This window comes from Chryseobacterium sp. II3a, assembly GCF_057815135.1.
In genome coordinates this window covers 350809-374139 of the sequence record NZ_JBYPZJ010000001.1, presented here as the reverse complement: position 1 = coordinate 374139, position 23331 = coordinate 350809, and the positions used below count along the sequence as shown (strand labels likewise).

The window sequence follows — 23331 nt, the reverse complement described above, 5'->3', positions numbered from 1 at the left end:
ATTTATAATGAAACATTAAAGCCCATACTGAATACTCTTTGACGAGGTGAGCCATTATAATCTACTCCCGCAGATTCCATTTCAGGATCAAGTCCTTTATATTTAGTAATGATAAAAGCATTCTGAGCTTGGAAATAAATTCTTAACCCTCTAATTCCAACATTTTTAAGAATGTCCTTCGGAAAGTTGTACCCTAAACTGATGATATCAAACTTCACAAAACTACCATCCTCAAGGAATCTTGATGTAGCATTACTTGTAAGATTAGAAAATGTATTATCAGCAGCATACAATTTTGGCGTCCATCCATCTCCCGGATTAGTTGGACTTTGCCATCTTCCTAGAATCTCCGTTGAGTTATTATTAAAGTTCAACGTCATCAAATCTCTTCTTGTTGCATTAAAGATCTTATTCCCACCACTGAAACGAACAGTAGTTCCTAAATCAAAGTCATAAAATCTAAACCTAAGGCTAACTGCCCCAAAATACTTTGGCAAGGTATTTCCTAATACTTTTTTATCAGACAATACCAATGAAGACGATTTGCTAACGTCATTAGGATTGGAAGGATCAAATACAGCATAAACTCCTTTACCAACAAGGCCCTGAACCAAACTACCATCTGCTTTATAATAAACAGGGTTACCATTAGCAACATTCACACCCCAGTACTCGTATCCATAAATAGACCTTAAGGATTCTCCCACACGGATAATATTATTGGCAGTAGGGAAAATATCAGAATTATTATTGGCCAGAGCTAACACTTTATTACTCATTAATGTCAGGTTAGCATTAATATCTAAACCAAATCTTTCAGTGTTAATCACACTGTAATCTGCTGAAAATTCAAATCCTTTATTCTTCATATCTCCAATATTCATGGAAATACTATTATTAGGAACCCCTAATGATGGAGCCAATGGAGCATCCAGAATCATATCTGAAATCTTATTTTCGAAATAATCAAAAGTCAGTTTTAATTTATTTTTCAACATTGAAAAATCTACTCCAACATCATACTTGTCACTAGCCTCCCATTTTAATTCAGGATTATAAATCTGTGAATAAGCTACCCCTGTATAATCTGCATATTTATAATTACTAAACAGTCCCATGTATGGATAATTACCAATATCAGTATTTCCAACTTTTGCATAAGAAGCTCTTACTTTAAAATCAGAAATCACATTGTTAATTTTTTCCATAAAGTTTTCCTTACTCACAGTCCACCCTACAGATACTCCTGGGAAATTACCCCATTTATTTTTAGTTGGTAATGAAGAAAGTCCATCCCTTCTTATAGAGGCTTGCAAGAAATACTTACCTGCATAGTTATAATTAAATCTTCCAGCATAAGACAGGATACCCTGTTCTGTGATCCCTCCACCGGACTGCGGCGTTGCCACAGAACTAGTAATAATTCCATTATTGAAGAAAGGAGTAGACAACCCTATCCCGCCACCATAAAAACTTTGCAACTTCTGTTTCTGATATTCATAAACCGCTACTGCAGTAATGTTATGTTTTTCAGCAAAAGTTTTATTGAAGGTTAGAACATTCTGTATATTAGTTCTCAGATAATCAGAAAAATCATTTCTGATATATCCATTAGATCCACGACCGTCACCATGCACAGGATTCCAATAGATAAATCCTTTAGTCTGAGACTGGTCAACACTCACTTGAAGTCTATAATTTAAATAAGGAAGCAGTCTTAAATCAGAATATACAGATCCTATCAATCTATTTACACTGGATTCCTGTTTATTATTATTAAGCGCATATACAATATTTGTAATATTATCACCTGCAAGTGCTAAGTTTTGCCATTTCCCTACAACTCTAGGGTCAGTGGTATCGATATTATATCCTGTTGGATGATTAGGATTAAAGATTGGTGTATTAGGTAACTGCTTAGTCGCATTATAAATATTTCCAGACAAAGATGAAGCACCTGTATTTAATCCTACATATTCTGTCTTGGTAAAACTAACATTTGTACCAATTTTCAACCAATCAAATGCCTGATGATCAATATTGGCACGAGTAGAATATCTTTTCATTTCATTAGGAAGCGCAATTCCTTCCTGATTTGTATATCCAATGGAAGTATAATAATTGGATTTCCCAAAAGAACCTGATGCAGATAAAGTATTATCTGTTTGAAAAGCCGCAGACCTTAAAACAGCTTTCTGCCAATCCGTATTATATTCTGTTCCAACAGCAATAGCAGACTGACCAGCGTTTGATCTTTTTTCATTTGAAATTGTTATAAACTCTGGAGTCTGAAGTAATTTATACAAACCTACCGGCATTGCATATCCAGCATAATTGCTAAAATTCAGACTTAGTCTTCCTCCTTTCCCTTTCTTAGTGGTTATCAGAATTACCCCATTAGCAGCTCTTGAGCCATAGATTGCTGTTGCGGCTCCATCTTTTAAAACTTCAAAAGTTTCAATATCATTAGGATTGATATCCCCTAACCCGTTAGTAGCTGTCTGTCCTCCGATATCTCCTGAGAAAATAGGAACTCCATCAACAATGTACAAAGGTGAAGTACCAGAGTTTATAGAAGCTACTCCTCTAATTCTTACTCTTGGAGCCTCCCCTAAAATTCCAGTTGTACTGGTAATCTGAACCCCGGCAGCTTTACCAGCCAGCTGTTGTTCAAAACTTGGAGCAGCTATAGTGGCAACATCAGCAGCTTTAATAGAAGTTACAGCACCTGTAATTTCTTTTTTCTTCTGAGTACCATATCCTACTACCAGGACCTCATCAATTTCCTTCGTGGAAATCGTGTCCTTTTTTACCTTTTGCGCCATAATGCCCTGTCCTATAAAAAATAGAACCCCCGCACTTAGCACAGATAATTTCCCATTCATATTAACAAATTTTAAGATATTCCGAAGACAAATATGTTAATAAGAAAGAAAGTTTCAAATAATAAAACTTTGTTAAAAAATAAATTTAAATTAACATTTTACATTAAAAACAAATAAATAATGTAAAATAAAAACTAATTTAGATTAATAAATGAAAACAATAATAGTTAATTTAACTTTAACATAATATTAACAACAATTAAATTTTCAATCAACATTAATTAAAAACAATATTTAAAAGAAAAAAATTAATTAAAAATTAAAATTAAATGAATAAAATTCAATATCACAAATGATGGATTTATGTTAAAAACAACTAATTCGATAGTAAATTAATAAAAATAACCCCAAAAATGATATTAAAAAAACAAAGCATTCCAATTTTAGGAATGCTTTTTATAAAATGAGTTTTTATTTCTATTTTTGACAGCCATAATATCTGGCTCCAACTAAAACAGGATTTTCAGTTTCTATAGAAATAAGACCAAATCCCTTGTAATCGGGATTTACAGACTGAATTAATTGCTTTCTGTGAAGCTTTTCATAGGTTTCAAAATCAATGGCCTTTCTATGATGCAGATTTTCGAATAAATTCCATTTTTCTACCACCTTTTTCCAATGAGCAGATACCTTACCGGCAAAAACCTTTGATTTGGAACCACTTCCATATCCAAGGAATCCAATTTCTTTTCCTGATAGATCTTCATTTTCATTAAAAGAAGTCTGCAAACCGGAAAGTAACGCCATAAAAATAGAAGCTGTATACATATTTCCAATTTCAGAAGAAGCTCTTTGAGTCTTTTCAATAGCTGAATTAATTAATTGCATATAATTTTCAGATTTAGCAACAGCTTTCTGTTCATCTGGAGTTTCATAGGAAATTCCATTTTCAAGACTGTAAATCTCTGTGAATACTCTTTTACCATGGAAGGCATAAGGAAGATGGAAAACAATATACTTCCAGTTTTCATAGGGCTTTTCTTTGCCTGTACTCTCTTTATAATGCTGATACGCTTCTCTGATTCTATCCTGATAACACTGATTGGAATACTGCCCGTCAAAAACCGGCTCATCCGTAAAAATTTCTATTTTATCAGGATATACTTCAGGCGCATCTTTTAAATCCTCTTTTATATATTGTCTTCTTGGTTTGAAAAAATCAAAAACACTTTCCGTAGCAACCCCCCAGTTATTTTCAATCTCAAGAAGGTCAGGCTTGGCAGAGACCAATAACGAAACAGCCCCTCCTCCCTGAGTATATTCTCCGGAGGAAGCCAGTTCATATTTTGCATAGTCACTGGCAATCACCACTGCTTTTTTTTCAGGATTCACTCTTACAAAATCCAGCGCATTATGCAGAGCATCCACTCCACCCACACAAGCAAAAGTCATGTCTATTACATCACAGTTCTTAAAAGCTCTTTCTCCAAAATCTACTTCCAATACTTTTTCCACCATCTGCATTGCATAAGAAGCAGTTGGTTTTGCCGCATCCAGGGCACTTTCTGTACCCATATAAATTCTTGAAATCTCTTTAGGATTAATATTATAATCACGAATTAATCTTAACAATGCTTCTGCTGCAAAAGTTGCTGCGTCCTCATGCACGTCAGGTAATCCCATTTTATGAAGCCCCAGACCCTTCTCCAATTTTGCCGGTTCTATGCCCCTTTTTTCTGCTAAATCTTTAATTTCCAAATACAAAGAAGGCACATAATAGCTTGCCGCTTCTATTCCAAAACTCATAATATTTTAAATTTTAAACGAATTTATAAAAGATAACACAAAAAACAGCAGTGAAAACAACTGATTTTTGTAAGATTATTAAAAATAAATAGAATCCAGCTAAATTTCATGAAAACACTTTTTAAACCTCTTCTACTTATAAGTGCAATTCACGTAAATTAACCTGATCAGACAAATCTATAAAAAGAAAGCCGGCACAATGGCCGGCTCTACATCTTATTTATATTATTTATAATTTTCAATGGTTTTATTAATAGCATCAATCTGTTTATTGATACTTGCTGCATTCTGTGGATTCTGTTTCAGTAATTCCATTTTTTTTCCTAGCCCATCCTTCAGCATTTGTACGACCATCATTTTAGCCTGTGGATTATCCCCTATTTGATTTTTTGCATATCCTAAAATCTTCGTTACATTTTCAGTAGCTTTCAAATTATCAGAAGACATGATCCAATTATATCCTTCTTCTGCAGCTTTACCCAATTCCGGATTCTGGAATTTAATAAACGGATAAAATGCCGCCAATGAAGCAATTTTAGGCATTTGAGAAACCACTTTCTTTTTTACAATAATGGGAAGCAATTGCGCCTTCAATTCGTCTGATGCTCCGTCCAAATCAATTTTATCTGCTAATACATCAACTTTTGATGGATCAGTAGTAAGAACAGCTCCCAACGAACTTGCTTTTACAGCATTAGAAACAGCATTCATTCCTTTTTCAAAAAGAGGAAGGTATTTTTTGTCTTTTGTTTTTGCCAAAGCAGCAATTGCAGCAGCCTGTGTCAATGTTTTAGGATCATTAGATGCTAATTTTTCAACCTCAGTTCCGAGTGCCTTCAGTTGTTCAGGATTGGTAAGATCTATTAATTCCAATGCTTGAATTCTGACTCTGAAGAACGGATCTTTTAATGCAGCGGCCAATAATTTTGTTACAGCTGGGCTTTTTCCAGTCTGATCTTTTATTCCTTCTAAAGCATTATATTTGTTTTTATACTCTTTGGAATTCGTAAACTGCAAAAGATTTTGTTCCGGGGTTTTCTTATCGGTGATATCGGCCAGCAAAACACCATCTGCATTAATGTTTACCAGATCCGGAGCTTTTGAAACATCAAAATTGAATGTATTTTTTGCATCGGCATTTACCCAAACGTTATATCTCTTCGGTTTTCCATTATCATAAACATCAATAGCCAAAGGAAATTCAAACATTTGATCCTGAGCCTGATTGATAGTGACAACCACCTGTTTTTTCACGGGTTCAAATGTAAATGAATAGTTGATCTTTGGATTTCCGCTTCCGAAATACCATTGATTAAAGAACCAGTTCAAATCTTTTCCTGAAACCTTCTCAAAAGAAAGTCTCAGCTGATGTGCTTCTGCATTATTATATTCGTTAGTTTTCAGGTAATCATTCATTCCGGCAAAGAAAGCATCATCTCCTAAATAGTTTCTCAGCATATTTAGAATTCCACCTCCTTTCTGATAAGTTACCAGATCAAATACATCTTCGCGGGATGAGTAATTGAATCGCACCAGATTTTTATTAAAATCAGATGGATTATGGATGTATCGATCTACATCTGTCATCAGATGATAATCAGCCTGATCTTTTCCATATTTATATTCATTCCAAAGGTATTCGGAATAATTAGCAAAAGATTCATTCACAGTAAGATTACTCCAGCTCTCCGCTGTAACCAGATCCCCAAACCAGTGATGGAACAATTCGTGAGCAATGGTATCTTCCCAAGTATTCTCATCAATAAGCTGACCTGGTTTTTGAAGAATATCACTTCCATGAAGTGTTGCTGTCGTATTTTCCATGGCTCCACTTACATAATTTCTCCCGGAAATCTGTGCATACTTTGCCCAAGGATAGTCATAATTCATTCTTTTTGAGAAGAAATCAATCATTTCCGGAGTGTTCCCATAGATCTGTTTTGCATAGGGCTCGTACTCTTTTTCAATATAATAGTCAACAGGAACATTTTTCCATTTGTCTTTTACAATAGCATATTCTCCTACTCCCATAAAGAAAAGATAAGTAGAATGCCTTTTATCCATTACCCAATGATCAGTTCTCAGACCATTGGCCTCTTTCTGAGAATCTTTCAGAATACCGTTTGAAAGTGTTACATATTTATCAGGAACCGTCATATAGATTTCCTGAGTTGTTTTCTGGTTAGGTTTATCAATGGTTGGAAACCATGCAGAAGAAGCTTCTGTTTCTCCCTGTGTCCAGATTTGTGTAGGAAGTTCAGGATCTGTTCCCTGAGCATTAATGAAATACAAACCTTTTGCATCATTAATTGCCATACTTCCCTGTTGCTTCACTTCGTTTGGACGGGAGGTATATTTGATATAGACTGTATAATCCTGATTTTTCTGATAGGTTTTATCCAGCGCGATTTTCAGGATATCATCTTTATATTCGTATTTTAAAGGAGATTTTTTACCATTGTTATCAAGAGCTACTTCATGAATCAACATTCCTTTTGCATCAAGGATCAGCTCATTGGCAGGATAGAAATAAGGTGAAGCAGTAAGCCATTCTTCTCCATTCATCTGTTCTTTTTGATAGTCGAAGTTTACCTTTAGCTTAGTGTGTTTTAATTCTGTTACTTTGGTATGGGTTGCTCTGTATACTTTCTCTCTTCCTGAGGTTTCGGTTTGCGCTGATACATTAGCGGAAAACATGATTCCCAGTATCGCAATCGATAGAATGGCCTTTCTCATCTGTCTACTTTATAATTTTAGAGTTATTTTTTTATTATGATATCGAAAATATCATTGACTAAGGTTTCATAGTCACCTGTTTTCAGCTGTTCTTTTGTTTTGGCAAAAGCTTTTTTCAGTTCACTTTCCGGATTTTCATCATCAACGATTTCTGCTGAAGCAACGCCCTTTAATTGAAGTACAATATTTTTCAGGACTTCTGGATCGGCATTCTCTTCAATATTTATTTTTAAATACTTCATGATCTTGTGCTTGGATTTATAATGAGCCTTTTTGTTAAAGGACTGGAATATAGTTCTTTCAAATTTAAAACTTATTTTGGAAAGAATAGCCCTCTTGGTGCTTTTTTACAGGAGATTATTGTAAAAAAAGAGATATTGGAGGATGCAAGTTACTATCCAACTAAATACTACGTGATATTTTTCTAAGGGATGCTGAAGAACTATGAACTTCAGGAGATTCTTCATTTCATTCGGAACAACAGGAAGCAGTTACCAATCATAAAATGAAAGTGATTTTCCGGCTGAAATAACTTCTAGCTTCCAGCTTCAGGCTTTCTATTCCAATACATCACTTCTCTCTAATGATCTTCCCGTTTTGATACAGAAATACCATCTCACATTTTGTTTGTCTGTCGGCATTAAAAATATATACTTTTTTAGCATCAATACCATTCATTTCAGACAGCATACGGCATTCCCAGTTGTTGTAAAAAATAGGTTCTCTCAAAATAAAGTGCGGATTGGTCTTCAATTCAGTGAGCATATCATATCTCAAGCATACTACTCCGCTTTCAATATGCTCTGTTTTCAATGTTTTACTCAATTCGTTAAACATGTTAAGATTAAACTGATTGGCATAGATCCAGGCATTTTTTACACTCATATTGGTAGTAAGTAAAAGAAAGGCAATTCCCGCCAAAAGGGAACCGGTTATTTTATTTCCCAACTTCAGTTTAAAAGACACATAAATGATTCCTGAAATGATAAAAATTGTATAAAAAAGTCTTATTGCACCAAGGCTTCGGTTATCAAAACCAAAAAGGGTCGGAATATAGGCTGAAACATAAAAAACACTTACTGCAAGGATTATTGAAATCATAGAAATTAATCCTATACTTTTAATGTCCTTCAATTTGTTTTTAAAATCATAGCCGGAAAATACTTTATAAATAGCGGAAGACATAACCAAAGCCAAAATAACTTCTATAATATGGAGGTTTTTAAGATTCAGTATCCCTTTATAAATTCCTACAAAAATATCTTTTAAAAACAGCTTTGCCGTTAAAATAGTTACCTGTACTACTCTTTCCCATTCAAAGAGCTTCCCTACTTCATCCCTTTGATAAGAATGTGCAAATATCCCAGGCTGAATTACTTTTCTGAAAAGAATAATTACTCCAGCAGTTAAAAACAGGAATATTATCCTTTTTTTATTTTCTTTTATTAGAAATAGATTCAAGAGAATAAGCGGCAGGAAAATCTCATAACTTAATATAGAAAGTATAAAAAACAGGGCACTGAGTATAATATTTTTTCGGATATAAACATAATAAATACTTATACAGAAGAATATAGTTGCCAGGTTGGAATTCAGCATAATCGGGGAAAACTGAATACTCGTCCCAATTAAGGAACACGAATACAGCAAAGTGATCAGACTCGCCAGTTCTTTTGACAGTATTTTTTGAGCCACCCCATAAACAGCAATCAATGAAAGTGGAAAAAACAGTATTCCTAAAAGATAAATGGAAGCATTATACTGCGAGAGAAAAACCAAAGTCCCTGTTACAAATCCTGATACCGGCCTTGCAGCCATATTGGAGGCATCCAGATAAGAATATATATAACTGAAATAAGGCTTAGAGACATATTTAGCGTTATAAACTTCTTTTAAATCATCTGCAACAATTACCTTTTCTCTGAAAATTGACAGCCAGATATAAAGGTTGTAAACAATGATCAGGATATTCAAAAATATCAGATATGTATTGCTTTGTTTTTTTTTCATATTATTTTTCAACATCTGTGGTGATCATTAGATTCTCACAAACATCAAAAATAATAGAAATCTGTCAATTACAAAAAATAATAAGGCAGGGATGAGATTAAATAGCTACAGGAGCCTTGATCCCCGGATGCGGATCATAATTTTCCAAGGTAAAGTCTTCAAAATCGAAATCAAAGATATTTTTAACATCAGGATTCAATTTCATGGTAGGAAGTGGTCTTGTTTCTCTTGAAAGCTGCCTGCTTACCTGTTCGAAATGGTTGTTGTAAATGTGAACATCTCCAAAGCTGTGAACATAATCACCTACTTCAAGATCGCAAACCTGAGCTACCATCATCAATAACAATGCATAGCTTGCAATATTGAACGGGACACCGAGGAAAACATCTGCACTTCTCTGATATAATTGTAGTGATAACTTCCCATCTGCAACATAAAACTGAAATAACGCATGACAAGGAGCCAAAGCCATATTCGGAATTTCCGCAACGTTCCATGCAGATACAATCAATCTTCTGGAATCCGGGTTCTTCTTGATCTGATCGATTACCTCAGTGATCTGATCAACGACCTTTCCGTCTGCTCCATTCCAGCTTCTCCACTGTGCTCCATAAACAGGTCCTAAATTACCATTTTCATCAGCCCATTCATCCCAGATGCTTACTCCATTATCTTTAAGATATTTGATATTGGTATCTCCTTTCAGAAACCAAAGCAATTCATAGATAATGGATTTTAAATGCACTTTTTTTGTAGTTACCAAAGGAAACCCTTTTGACAAATCATATCTTAACTGATACCCGAAAACACTTCTTGTACCAGTACCGGTTCTATCGGTTTTATCAGTTCCGTTGTCTAAAATATGCTGTAAAAGATCCAGGTAGTTTTGCATTTTGAAGGGGATTTATGGGTCAAATTTAGTAAAAAAAAGCATCAAAAAAAAGCACCCGGTTAATGGATGCTTCTTATAAGAGATATATCTTTTACCTATTAAAAAACGGTATATTCAATACTTCCAGGCGGTTAGGATAATTCTGAAACTACAAAACAGAAACACTAATTTTCTCACTATTTCCACTGATTGATTTCAACTGACCATATCTGTTTTTATCTATAAATTTATCATTTGAATATTCCAGTTTTACAGGACCAAACTTCACAAGTTTCTGAAACCTACTCTCATCAATGATATCTTTCATTCCGTAATCTATGGAGATATCACCTATTGTCTTCAATTTCCCAAGTCTGCTGTTATCCATGATATCATCAGCCCAGTAATCTATAGTAAGGTTTCCAATCCTCTTTACTTTCCCTGCTTTTTCTCTGGTAAATGCCGAATCATCCCAATAATCTACAGCGATATTTCCCATACTTTTCAGCTTTCCTGCTTTGTCTCTATTAAAAGCAGAATCGTCCCAGTAATCTATTTTTACACCCCCTATGCTTTTAAGTTTTCCATATTTAATCTTATCAAAAACAGTATCCTCATAATATTCAATTTTACCGTTTAAGTCAGGAGCATTGAAATCGGAAATTGATCCGTCAGCATTAAGCGTGATCACAAAACCATCTACAGTAAGCTTTACAGTTTCCAGGTCATAGGTTCTTCCGGAAATAGTTGCACGAACCTGTGCATTGATTAACAAACCACCCAATAAAAAGGCAAAAAGGAGTAAGTTTTTAAATTTCATATGATTAAAATTAATTTACCAAATATGTTCAATATGCTGATCGATATTGTTTATGGTAAATCTCTCACCCATTTTCTTGCCAAACATTGCTTTTACTAAAGGAGATTCTGCAGATACCGTCATAATCTTTTGGTTATCAAAAAGAAATTCTCCCATAGAAGCTGATACATAAAATAACCCTTTATTTGTTTTCACCAAAGCACCGTTCTGAACTTTATCAGAAGGATCTGAAGTTATCTTTTGTAGAATTCCCTGTTGATTCAGTACTTCATTAAGCTGCCGCTGCAGGTTATTGATTTCCTGCTGAAGCATTTCCCTTCCGGTTTCATACTTGTCTCCCATAGAGCTTTTTGTATCATTATTGGAAGCACGGGTTTCTGCAATCAGATTTTCGAAGTACTGGATCTTGTCTGCTATTTTAGCTTTAACTTTATTTATTATTTCCTGTTTGTTCATTGTAATGTGGGAATAGTGGTGATGCGATTTTGACACCCCTCCAGCGGAGGGAAATATAGTACCATTTAAAAACTTGTGACTTTAGGTTTTATTTTTCAAATACGGCGTAATCTGAAACTTTAAAATTGAAGTCTTTGCCTTCATCAAAATTCCTTTTTGTCTTTTCAAATACATTTCTGAAGGTCCCTGATAGATTTCCATCTTCAATTGTAAAATTCACAGGTTCTTTTGACATATTTAAAACAACCAACACTTCATCTTTACCATTTTTTCTTACGTAGGCCAAGATCTTGTCATTAGCGGTGGTATTCAGCAAGTAGGTAACCACATTCGGGTCGCCGCCTCTCAATGCAGGATTAAAAGCCTTTACATCCAATAATGTTTTATAGAAGTCAGCAACCTGATAGGTTTTCGTCCATTTAATTGGGTCTTTCTCGAAAAACTCTAATCTCTTCATGTTGGGAAGTTCCTGACCTGAATATAACAACGGAACCCCGTTCCACGTAGCTGAAAATACCGCCATAGGTTTTGCAATGACTGCATATTTTTCATATTCCGTTCCGTTCCACGAGTTTTCATCATGATTAGCAGTGAACCAGGCTCTCATTGACTGATCCCCGATATTGGAATATTGCACCAATAGATCCTTTAGCTCCTGAAGCGGCTCATTTTTTTTGTAATAATCAGCAGATTTATGCATCCATTTCCATGAATAGCTCGCATCAAAAACTTTCCCATATTCAGGACTTTCTAATTCATCAAATTCTCCCAGCCAGAAAAGTGGTTTTACTCTCTCTACTTCCGGACGGGCTTGTTCCCAAAAATCTACTTCTACCCAAGAGGCTAAGTCACATCTGAAACCGTCAATATCCGTTTCTGTTACCCAGAACTTCATGGCATCAATCATGGCATGACGCATTTCCTGATTTTTGTAATCCAGCTCAATGATATCATCCATTCCGGAAGCAATATGGAATTTCCCATCCGGATCTTTCAAATAAAATTCAGGATGTGTTTTGGTCCAGACATGGTCCCAGCCTGTATGATTGGCTACCCAATCGATAATCACCTTAAAGCCCAATCTGTGCGCTTCATTCACCATGTCCTTAAAATCATCCATTGTTCCAAATTCCGGATTAATGGAGGTATAGTCCGCTGCCGCATAAGGACTCCCAAGGCTGCCTTTTTTATTTTGCTGAGCAATCGGCGTAATCGGCATGAACCAAAGTGTTCTTACTCCCATAGCTTTCAGGCGGGGCATTTCTTTTGCAAATGCTTTAAAGGTCCCTTCCTGAGTATATTGTCTGATGTTTACTTCGTAGATATTTGTAGTATGTTTCCATTCTTTTGGCAGTTCTGTCATCCTTTTTGTATTTTTTTGAGTGGTACAGGAAACAATTCCCAGACCAATTATGGATAATAAAATTAATTTTTTCATTAATCTATTTTTAACAAAAATAAGGATTGTTTTTCAGGGAAAGAGGCTAAAATGGAAAATTACGGATGCTATTTTTGAAATAATACAGGTTATAAGAACAATTGGCCTAGAGTGTATTTTACGTTATCTGAAATTAACAAGTAGATTGGAGTAAGCTTGTAATACAATCACAAAATAAATGAACCATTAAGATTTTTAAGGAGATAAGAAAAATTAAGGAGACAGCTAAAGCTATTGATAAAGCTCTATGTTAAATTCATCTTTGATAAATCTTAAATTACCTTATAATCTTCATTTTTCTTAATGGTTTACGCTTATCATGTTTTTTTCTAACACAAAGTTTTTAGTAAGCTAATGTTATATTTTGAGGGAGCAAAGGGTGGAATCAACTTCATTGATTCTTTCTAAGCAGATGTGTAACTGTATATCTTGATGGAGATAGTTTCATTCAGGCTGCTTTAGCTTTCAATAAAAAAGCCCCGGATTAAAATCCAGAGCTCTATTTTTTATATCTACGTCTTATCTTTCATCATCGTTATCATCTTCATCATCAAAGACGTCATCGTTGTAGTCTTCTTCTTCCTCATCATCGAAGCTGTCATCTTCATCTGAGAAGTTTCCTCCTGCTCCAAAATCATCATCAAAGCTAAAATCATCATCCATAAGAGGTGTAGCGGATTTCTTTTTAGAACCTCCAGCACTTCCGTTTTTGCTAGGTGCTTTCAAAGGAACATTTCCAAATCTGAAAACGGTAATAGGATAGGAAACTCCTTTTTTCTCGTCAATGATTTCTACAAGTTCGCAATAAAACTCCCAAAGATCAAGAAGCCCATATTGAAACTGTGCTTTGTCTCCAGTATTTTCAAAAGCTTCATCAATATAAACATCTGACATAATCTCTCCATCACCATCATCACTCATATCTTCGAGCGGAACACTTTTTACGATTGTTCCATCACTCTCTAACAGATTAAAAGCAGAAAGTTCTTCACCTTGCAGATTGAACGCACTCTTAATTCCTAAATGTAAATTCCATAATGTTTGTTTTCCCCTAACTTCAATATCACGGAAAATATCCTCTTTCGCATCTAATATTACGCGGATTTTGTAAACCATATCAGTTTCTTAAATTACTTTTTTGCCTTTATAATTATGATAAATCTCTGGTGCAAATATATAATAAATGACATGTGACAAAAAAATATTTCAGGATTTTTTAAAATATTTTTTTTTCTTACATTTTGCCGGAATTATTTACTTTTTTCCAGCATAAAACTGAACTTGGTTCCTTCGAGATAAACACTTTCTACGGTAATGTTTTCATTGTGAGCTTCCAGGATATGCTTTACGATGGCTAATCCTAATCCTGAGCCGCCTTCTCTTCTGCTTCTGCTGGTTTCTACGCGATAGAAACGTTCGAAGATTCTTGGAAGAATTTCAGATTTGATTCCCATTCCGTTATCAATGACTTCAATCAGTACTTTATTTTTTAAAACACTGGTTTTAACAATCACTTTTGCTTCTTGCCTGTTAGCATAATGGATAGCATTGGAGATGAGGTTAATAAAAACCTGGGAAATCTTTTGTTTATCAGCTTCTACAAAAATTTGTGGATGTAAAGTCTGGATCTGTAATGTGGTATTATGTTTTTCAGCTTCAAATTCAAGCAGGTCGAAAATTTCTTTGATGAGAAGGTTAACATCAAACCTTGAAACAGTAAGGTTGATTTCTCCTGCTTCAAGCCTGTTAATCATATCAAGATCTGTAACAATAGCAATAAGCCTTTCTACGGATTTATCAATCCTTTCCAGGTATTTATCGCGGATTGTCAGGTTATCTACCCCGCCGTCTCTTAAGGTTTCCACATATCCCTGGATAGAAAACAATGGTGTTTTAAGCTCATGGGAAACGTTTCCGATATATTCTTTACGGTAACTTTCCATTTCCTTCATCATATCGATTTCTGTGGCTCTTTGCTGATTCAGGTCTGAAAATCTTTCCCCTAATTCTTTGATGGTAATATTCTCGTCATTATCATTCACCATTTCCTGGGGAAGAATTCCGGAAAGTCCTTTCACCTGCTTTCTTCCGTAATAATTGAAAAGAAGCTCCAATACTATACAGTTGATAATAAAGATAAGAACAATACAGATTAAAAGACCCGTCTTAAATAAAGGGGTCTCATAATAGATATCTTTTAATGAATCGAAAACGACCACTAAAAATAGCATCACCAAGGTCAGCAGACAGGAGGCGACGAGTGTAAGTCTGTAAAATTTCAATTTTACAACGTTTTAAAAATTGAACGTAAAGGTATTTTTCTCAGATAATTAAACGATAAGTTTATATCCTATTCCTTTTAAAGTCTGAATCGTATTGATTCCTAACTTTTCTCTTAGTCTTCTGATGTGAACATCAATGGTTCTTTCTCCTACGATGACATCATTCCCCCAAACTTTCTCAAGAATTTCTTCTCTTTTAAAAACTTTTTCAGTGTTGGAAGCCAGCAGATATAGCAAGTCAAATTCTTTTTTAGGGAGGAGAAACTGCTGTCCGCTTTTAGAAACTCTGAAGTTATCTTTATCAATGACAAGGTCACCAATTTCGATCAGCTTGGCATTATCAGAAACCTGAGAAGTTAATTGTAATAATGCATTTACTTTAGAGATCAGAATTTTCGGTTTAATCAGCTTTACAACATAATCATTAGCTCCTGCCTGGAAGCCTGCCAATTGAGAAAATTCTTCGCTTCTTGCGGAAAGAAAAACAATAAGTGTCTTTTGAAGTTCTTTTATTTTACGAAGTTCCTGACACGTTTCGATACCATCTTTTTCAGGCATCATTACATCCAGCAGAATAAGATCCGGAACGATTTCCTTTGCTTTTTCTATTCCTTCATTACCGTTGGTAGCGGTATAGATATCATATCCTTCTTTTTCTAAATTGTAAGACAGAATCTCTAAAATGTCCAGTTCGTCGTCTATTAAGAGTATTTTCTTTTGACTCATTTCAAATTTTTACTGTTTCAAAGTTAATCATTTTTGAATGATAGATTAATAAATTAGTTATCGTTCATATAAAGTTAACAATAATATCTTTTTCTTAATGTTTAGTTAAGAAAAAATTAAATTTTACTAAACCATTTACCCCATCAATCTTTTATTCCTTTGCACCGAAAGAAATCTAGTAATAAAGCAAGTAAAGAGAATGAAAATTAATAAACTTAGCATTGCAGTCTTATTTTTATCTGGATCTGTATTCTACGCACAGGAAACGAAGCAGGATACGATCGCTAAGGAGAAAAAAATTGAAGGCGTAGTAATCCAAGGAAGCAGCAATAAGAAAACTGAAACTGCGGTATTAGGAGAACAGAAGAAAGCGATTATTCAGAAACAAGCTGTAAGTGCTGAGGAGATTTCCAGAAAAGGGATCTCCAATGTAGAGCAAGGACTTACGAAAGTAACAGGGATCACTACGGTAGAAGGAAGAGGTCTTTTCGTAAGAGGTCTTGAAGAGCGATACAACTATTTATTAATTAACGGTCTTGGTTCACCATCTAACAACCCTTTCCAGAAGATTATTGCATTAAAGCAATTCCCAACGGATGTTGTAGGTAAACTGAACATCTATAAGACTTTCAACTCCAATCTTTACGGAGATTTTGCAGGAGCTACTTTTGACATTGAAACCCTTACCATTGACAAACCTTTTACGAAGGTAGAATTTAGTGTAGGAGTGAACACATTAAGTACTTTCAGAGATAACTTTAAAGTAGCTGAAGGAGCAGATGGAATGAATGGATATCTTGGATTGAATTCCAGAGACAGAAGACTTCCTGCTGAGATTAGAAATGCAAGACCTAATAACTATAGGTTTACAGCCAATGAATCATTAAGCTCTTTTAAAGACTCATGGAATGTAGATAATGTAAAAGCAATGCCTAATACAAGCATTGGATTTACTACTGCACAGAAGGTAAAAATGGGAGAATCTGGTAACTTAGGAATTCTATTTTCTTTAAATCAGGGAAGTAAATTTGAATATAAAGAAGGGGACAATAACCAATTTAAAGGGTTGGGCCAGCATTCATTCATTGAAAACATGAATTTTCTTAATCGTAAACAATATAATTACGAAACAGAATCTTCAATTTTATTAGGTTTAGGCTATAAAAACAAAGGAACTAATATCAATTTAAATGCTATCTATTTACAAAATACTAACAATATTATAGAAGACAACCATGGTTATAAAGATGGACAGGTACTTAATAAAACAACTTTCTTCAGAACTAACCAGCTAGATATTTCAAGATTTTTAGATTTACAGTTGACAGCTTCACAGAAAATAAACGAAAGACATCAGGTCAAAGCTGGAGCCAGTTATGTCATTAATAATTATCAGCAACCTGATAGAAAAATTGTAGAGGGAAATACAATTGATCCGATTACAGGAGCAACACTTACAGATGGAAACATTTCTATGCGCTATGGTGGAAATAATATTATTCGTCAGTACCTAGATGTTGATTCTAGATTTTATGGTTCTGCATTTGCGGAGTACCAATTATCCTTAGGAGAAAAGGGAGACAGAAAAGATTTTCCAATCCAGATTGCTTTAGGTTATAACGGTTTTTCTGACTTCAGAAAAACTTCCTATAGATTTATCTTTGGACGTACGTCTAATTCAGCATTAACGCCTTTCATTATTAATATCGACAATCCACAAGACATCTTTGATTCATCAATTAGAAAGGGAGATTTATATTATCAGGAAGGGTCTGATGTTTCACAATATTATTCAAGTTTCTACCAAATTATTAATGGTGGATATGCTAATATTAATTTTAAACCTAGTGATTCTTGGGATATCTTATTAGGGGCGAGATTTGAAAACGATATGACTTTAATCCGCTATTCTGAACAAAGTGCTGATAAAAAAATAAATCTGGATAAAAATAAGAACTTCTTTTTACCATCATTATCAATAAAAAAAGCACTTAACAATAAAAATAATGTTAGATTCTCATTTAGTAAAACAGTTACACGTCCTATATTAATTGAGACTATGCCTATTACTTACATTAACCCTGACAATGTAAATATCGTTGGTAATCCGGCTATTAAAAACAGTGAAAACTACAACTTCGATTTAAAGTGGGAATATTTCCCAACAAACAAAGAAATGTTTGCTGTTAACTTATTTGCAAAAAGAATCGACAATGCAATAGAACGTTCATTAGTTCCTTCTGGAAATGCTACTGGTTCTACCATTACTTTCTTCAATGCTAAAAGAGCAGAATTATTCGGAGTAGAGTTAGAGGGGATTTTAGGTTTAGGCAGAATATCCGAATCTCTTAGAAACTTTACACTAGGAGCAAATGCTACGATCATGCATTCAAATGTAGAAAGAAGTCAAGATCAAATTAACATGGAACGCCCTGATTGGTTTGCTATTACAGGAGAAAAATTAAATAAAAGAGGATTACAAGGAGCATCACCTTATACCATTAATGCTGATTTAAAATATGAATTAAAAGGTCGCAGCAATTTAGCACATACATTTTCTCTTGTCTATAATGTTTCAGGAAGTAAAATATTTGCAACCGGAGGGACAGGTACTGATAATTATTATGAAAAACCATTTCATCAGTTAGATTTTGTTTATCAAGGGCAGTTAACAAAAAATTGGAATGTAAAATTCGGAATCCAGAATATTTTAAACAGCCAGTATAAAATCTTAATTGGAGACAAAAATTACCTTCCAACTAATTTTGAGCAAGGAAACAACAGATTTACAAGCTATTACAGAGGTACTACATTCAACCTAACTGTAGGATATACATTCTAATAAATTAGTCAAAAAAATAAAAATAAAGTATAAAAAAGTATAAAAATGAAAAGAAGAGTTTTATCATTATTATCGTTAACAGCCGTGTTAACATTAGCCTTAAATTCATGTACTATCGAGGTAAATGATGGCCTAGGAGACGGTACTACAGTTACTACTCCAGGAACAACTGAAGGTGTTTTAAGCGGAAGCGGAACATTATCAGGTACTATTTCAAAAAATATCCTTATTAAAAAAGGCAACTATACATTAGATGGAATTGTAAAAGTAACCAATGATGCTACCATCACTATTGAAGCCGGAGCAACTTTCAATGTTACTACAACTAAAACAAGTGGACTTGTAATTCTTCAAGACGGAAAGATTAATGCAGTAGGTACTGCATCTGAACCGATTGTATTTACAACATCTACTAAAACTCCAGGAGATTGGGGAGGTATTACACTTTACGGAAACGCTCCAATCAAAGCAATTAATGGAAATGCGCAAGCGCTTTCTGAGGATGGAAACAATGTATACTATGGTGGAACAGATCCAAATTCAAACTCAGGTACAATGAAATTTGTAAGAGTAGAATATGCCGGAAAGAAAATCGGTGATGGTACTTCAGAAACCAATTCTATGACTTTTTATGCAGTTGGAGCAGGAACTATATTAGAAAACCTTGTTACTTACAAAGGAACAGATGATGGTTATGAATTCTTCGGTGGGACAGTGAGTGCTAAAAACCTTGTTTCTTATGGGAACTTTGATGACTCTTTTGACTGGCAAGATGCTTGGAGTGGTCAAAACAACACTAATTGGTATGCATTCCAAACAGGTACAGGAAACTTCGGAATGGAGATTGAAGCTTCTGGTAATGCTGATAATGTAGCCCCAAAAATTTCAAATATTACATTAATCAGAGATGCCAACACACTTCCAGAAACAGCAAATTCCCCAGAAATTACTGCAATCCAGTTTAAAAAGCAAGGAACAGGAATCTTCTCTAATGTTTATGCAAGTGGTTATAAAAATATCGGAACACAAAAAGCTTATAGCGTATTGATTCAAGATGCTGCAACAGAAACAAGCCAGGTAAATACAGGTAAAATAAAAGTAGAACCTCTTGCCTATTTAAATTCTGATAACCTTGGAGTTTGGGGGTATGCCTTCAGTCCAAATGGAGCTAAAACATTCACTAATGGTACTGTTACAAAAGTTTCTCTAGTACCGGGAGCTTGGGCTACGGTAGATGGAGTAAACCTTTTAGCAGCTTTACAATAACTAGTTTCTTCATTTCAAATAAAAAAAGCCATCAGAAAATTTCTGATGGCTTTTTCGTTATATAAAAACAGCCACCGAAAAAACTTCCGATGGCTGATTCACAAAAAACAAGTGTATAAAAAATATATACTACGTAAGATTTAATTTCTCCAGAAAAGGGTCCCTTCGTGCATCAGGGCTTTTATATCAGACATTCTGGAAACAGCTTCTGCTGAGCATGAAGCATCTGCTAAAACTACAGCAGCTTCATCACCCGCTTTAGGCCATTGTTGTTTTCCTTTGTCATCCAAAGGAAGAATACTTTGAGTAGCAAATTGTAATGCTCTTGACAGGGCAAATTCAGTGGCATAGCCATATAATTCTGCGATCAGGTTAGCTTTCTGTAACATACTTCCCGATCCGAAAGTACTCCAGAAATCCTGAACGTTATCATTTCCAATCAAAACATTTACTCCATGTTTTTTCATCGTCGGGATTGGCATAATGGTCTTTTTAAATGGTACTGAAGAAGCAATTCCTACTTTTCCGGCAGCCAGCCTTTCTGAGATTTCCTCAGCTTCTTTTGGAGAAAGATGAGCCAGGGCAAAGGCATGGCTTACAAACGTTTTACCTTGAAGGGCAGGATTTTCAATCGCTTTATCAATCAGATAGTTGATCGTCTTCATTCCGGACTCTCCTACTTCATGCAGGTGAATATCAATTCCTTTATGATGATCCAATGCTAACTGCACTGTAAAATCCATTACTTTTTCGATACTTCCATCAATACTTAATGGATCTACTCCACCAATAAAAGCTACACTTTTTAGTTTCGCAGCTTCTTTCATTAAAGGAGCTGTTTCTGTATAGTACACTCCATGCTGCGGGAACGCTACCAATTCTGCTTTAAAGGAATCTTTTTTATTTTGAAGAGCCTGTTCCAAATTCTCCAATGATTTTAATCCGGATGTAGGATCAATATTGAAATGGGTTCGTGCAAAATGAGTCCCATAATGCTGTTGGAGGCTGATAAGCTGTTCAGCTCTTTCTACTGAAGTTTTTAATAGCTCAGGGATGATTTCCTGCTCATAGGCAATCATATCCTTTACCGTTTTTCTTTTAGCAGAAAGTGCCTGCCAGGGAAGGCCATACCATGTTTTATCCAGGTGAATATGCATATCTCTGAAAGCAGGAAGCATCAGATACCCTTTGGCATCAATCGCTTTGGACGCAGGATCGTTGGCTTTTACCGATTTAATTTTTCCGTCTTCAATTTCTATACTGAAAAGGTCTGTCTTTGTTCCGATAACCTCTTCATTTTCGTATTCAAAACCTGTTTCCAGGCGGACATTTTTAAGAGAATAGTTTCCTTTTGCAGTTAATTGATAGGGAAATTTCATGTTCTAATATTTTAACAATACAAAATTACACCAGCTTCCTTTGAAAACCGGTGTATCAATTATGTCTTGTTTTGTATAAATTATTCTTTGAATTGAGAAGGTGTCATCCCAGTCTGCATTTTAAAGAATTTCGAAAAACTGGCATGGTCATAAAATCCAAGATCATACACAATATCCTTTACAGACATCTCAGAAACTTTCAAAAGACGCTTCGCCTCCAATAAAATACGGTCCTGAATAAGTGATGATGCTGAAGCGTTGAGATTCTTTTTGCAGACAATATTCAGATAGTTGGCAGAAATATTCAGTTTATCTGCATAAAAGGAAACTGATCTTTCGGTTTTGAAATGTTCATCAATCAGATGCAAAAATTTGGAAATAATCGGATTTGAATTGTATACTTCAAAATCCTTAAAAGCACCTTCCACTGTTTGACTCACCAACAAACCGATCAGTTCACTTCTCTTTTGAATCAGTTCCCAAAATACCTTTTCACCATTCAATTCTTTTTGAATCGCTTGAAACTCGTACAAAAATGTTTTAAAAACATCCTTAGAAAGATTAATTACAGGGTGGTTTTGATAATAAGAAGCCGAAAACCTCAATGAAGGTAAAAAGCTTTCAAACCAATCCCTGCTGATCATTAATTGATACCCTACAGTCTCTTTTTCGATCACCCATTGATGTACCTGATCCGGAAAAACAAGATGAATCTGATAATCCTTTACCTGATGTTCTGTAAAATCTATGGTATGTGATCCCACTCCATGTTCAAAAAGATTGATGATAAAAAAATCGTGTTTATGAGGATCATCGATAGAACGTGCTCCGTAGAGTTCATTAAATAACAAATGGCAGCCGCTAAGCTGATTCTCACTAAACTCCTGAATTCCTAAAATGGGAAAATGATCTGTATGATAACTCACGCTACCTGAATTTCTTCTAAAATTAATAAAATTTACGGGAGAAAATAGTAAAATAGCCACAAAAGAAACAAATGAATCCTTTGTGGCTAAAACACCAACTAAATTATATATCTAAATTTTTATGTCCTTGAAATGTTGGAAAATCGCAATGGCGCAAAGATTTTATCTATGATACTGTTTTTAAGGCGCAAAGATTTTATCTTCGATAAAATTAAATACTGCTGATTTTACATTGACAATCATCCTAACCTTTACAATTTTTTATGATTTTAAAATCAGGGCTATTTCTTTAAACCCTAATGATTCTGCATGCTGTAAAGGCGTTTTGCCTGCATGATCAGGAATCGTAAGGTCTGCACCGTTATCCTTCAATATTTGTACAATTTCCTGGTATTTTTGAGTTCCGTTTCCTAAAATTACAGCTTCCATTAAGGCTGTCCATCCTAATTTGTTCACATGATTAATTGGGAAATCTTTTATTTTAACCAATACTTTCACGATTTCTACATGTCCGCGTTCGCAGGCAGGAATCAAAGCTGTTCCATTATACCGGTTGAACACATCGAAGCGGGCCCCGTTTTCCAGGTATAATTTCACCAATTCTGTTTGTCCGCTTGCTCCGGCATATAAAAATGCACTGTCCAGCTGATCATCCTGAAGATTAACATCTGCTTTATAGGAAACCAATAGCTTAGCCATTTCGGTTTGTTTCTCAATGGTTGCTATTAGCAATAAAGAACGTCCTTTTCGGTCTCGTGTATTTACATCTGTTCCATTTTCCAGAGCAGATTTTACAGCTGGAATATTATTTTTCTTTACCTGAGTGATGATGTCTTTTTCCTGCATGATCTTTTCGTTTGGAAAATCACCGGATTTCTCCTGACACGCACTCAGACTTCCGAATGCTAAAAGAAATACCAATATTTTTCTCATGTTATAGTAAGGTTT

17 protein-coding genes are annotated in these 23331 nt (G+C 34.8%); 2 read left to right on the top strand and 15 right to left on the bottom strand.

What is annotated here, in order from left to right:
- Nucleotides 1-2: 2 nt before the first annotated feature.
- From AC3HD6_RS01790 to AC3HD6_RS01735, 12 genes are all read right to left on the bottom strand, one after another.
- Entirely contained in the window at nt 3-2885 is a 2883-nt protein-coding gene (locus tag AC3HD6_RS01790; RefSeq protein ID WP_488894797.1) for a SusC/RagA family TonB-linked outer membrane protein, read from the bottom strand.
- A gap of 417 nt (nt 2886-3302) precedes the next feature.
- The gene (locus AC3HD6_RS01785; RefSeq protein ID WP_488894796.1) at nt 3303-4631 is read right to left on the bottom strand and encodes a hydroxymethylglutaryl-CoA synthase family protein; all 1329 of its coding nucleotides are present in this window, start codon (nt 4629-4631) and stop codon (nt 3303-3305) included.
- A 225-nt stretch (nt 4632-4856) separates the two neighbouring features.
- A complete protein-coding gene (locus AC3HD6_RS01780; RefSeq protein ID WP_488894795.1) occupies nt 4857-7367 on the bottom strand; it encodes a M1 family metallopeptidase in 2511 nt (836 codons plus the stop codon).
- A gap of 23 nt (nt 7368-7390) precedes the next feature.
- A complete protein-coding gene (locus AC3HD6_RS01775; protein WP_068944240.1) occupies nt 7391-7609 on the bottom strand; it encodes a hypothetical protein in 219 nt (72 codons plus the stop codon).
- A 328-nt stretch (nt 7610-7937) separates the two neighbouring features.
- Nucleotides 7938-9377, bottom strand: a complete 1440-nt coding sequence (locus AC3HD6_RS01770) for a hypothetical protein (RefSeq protein WP_488894794.1) — start codon at nt 9375-9377, stop codon at nt 7938-7940.
- 97 nt (nt 9378-9474) lie between these two features.
- A complete protein-coding gene (locus tag AC3HD6_RS01765) occupies nt 9475-10269 on the bottom strand; it encodes a thymidylate synthase (protein WP_488894793.1) in 795 nt (264 codons plus the stop codon).
- Nucleotides 10270-10417: 148 nt separating this feature from the next.
- Nucleotides 10418-11068: a hypothetical protein gene (locus AC3HD6_RS01760; RefSeq protein ID WP_488894792.1), complete on the bottom strand. Its 651-nt coding sequence runs from the start codon at nt 11066-11068 to the stop codon at nt 10418-10420.
- Between the two features lie 15 nt (nt 11069-11083).
- A complete protein-coding gene (locus AC3HD6_RS01755) occupies nt 11084-11524 on the bottom strand; it encodes a hypothetical protein (protein ID WP_488894791.1) in 441 nt (146 codons plus the stop codon).
- Between the two features lie 88 nt (nt 11525-11612).
- On the bottom strand, nt 11613-12962 hold the full coding sequence (locus tag AC3HD6_RS01750) for an alpha-amylase family glycosyl hydrolase (protein ID WP_488894790.1): 1350 nt from the start codon (nt 12960-12962) through the stop codon (nt 11613-11615).
- Between the two features lie 519 nt (nt 12963-13481).
- A complete protein-coding gene (locus AC3HD6_RS01745) occupies nt 13482-14078 on the bottom strand; it encodes an IS1096 element passenger TnpR family protein (RefSeq protein WP_068944247.1) in 597 nt (198 codons plus the stop codon).
- Nucleotides 14079-14212: 134 nt separating this feature from the next.
- A complete protein-coding gene (locus AC3HD6_RS01740) occupies nt 14213-15244 on the bottom strand; it encodes a sensor histidine kinase (RefSeq protein WP_488894789.1) in 1032 nt (343 codons plus the stop codon).
- A 48-nt stretch (nt 15245-15292) separates the two neighbouring features.
- Nucleotides 15293-15970, bottom strand: a complete 678-nt coding sequence (locus AC3HD6_RS01735; protein WP_068944249.1) for a response regulator transcription factor — start codon at nt 15968-15970, stop codon at nt 15293-15295.
- A gap of 199 nt (nt 15971-16169) precedes the next feature.
- On the opposite strand from AC3HD6_RS01735, the gene AC3HD6_RS01730 reads away from it, so the two are divergent.
- Both AC3HD6_RS01730 and AC3HD6_RS01725 read left to right on the top strand, forming a co-directional pair.
- A complete protein-coding gene (locus AC3HD6_RS01730; protein WP_488894788.1) occupies nt 16170-18812 on the top strand; it encodes a TonB-dependent receptor plug domain-containing protein in 2643 nt (880 codons plus the stop codon).
- Nucleotides 18813-18857: 45 nt separating this feature from the next.
- Nucleotides 18858-20078: a hypothetical protein gene (locus AC3HD6_RS01725; RefSeq protein WP_068944251.1), complete on the top strand. Its 1221-nt coding sequence runs from the start codon at nt 18858-18860 to the stop codon at nt 20076-20078.
- A 140-nt stretch (nt 20079-20218) separates the two neighbouring features.
- Here the strand turns inward: AC3HD6_RS01725 and AC3HD6_RS01720 are convergent, their stop codons facing one another.
- The 3 genes from AC3HD6_RS01720 to AC3HD6_RS01710 all read right to left on the bottom strand — a co-directional run bounded on the left by AC3HD6_RS01720 (nt 20219) and on the right by AC3HD6_RS01710 (nt 23316).
- Nucleotides 20219-21457, bottom strand: coding sequence for an amidohydrolase (locus AC3HD6_RS01720; protein WP_488894787.1), 1239 nt, complete (start codon nt 21455-21457; stop codon nt 20219-20221).
- Between the two features lie 80 nt (nt 21458-21537).
- Complete coding sequence (locus AC3HD6_RS01715) at nt 21538-22383, bottom strand: helix-turn-helix domain-containing protein (RefSeq protein ID WP_068945172.1); 846 nt, start codon at nt 22381-22383, stop codon at nt 21538-21540.
- A gap of 261 nt (nt 22384-22644) precedes the next feature.
- Nucleotides 22645-23316: an ankyrin repeat domain-containing protein gene (locus tag AC3HD6_RS01710; protein ID WP_488894786.1), complete on the bottom strand. Its 672-nt coding sequence runs from the start codon at nt 23314-23316 to the stop codon at nt 22645-22647.
- Nucleotides 23317-23331: the final 15 nt, after the last annotated feature.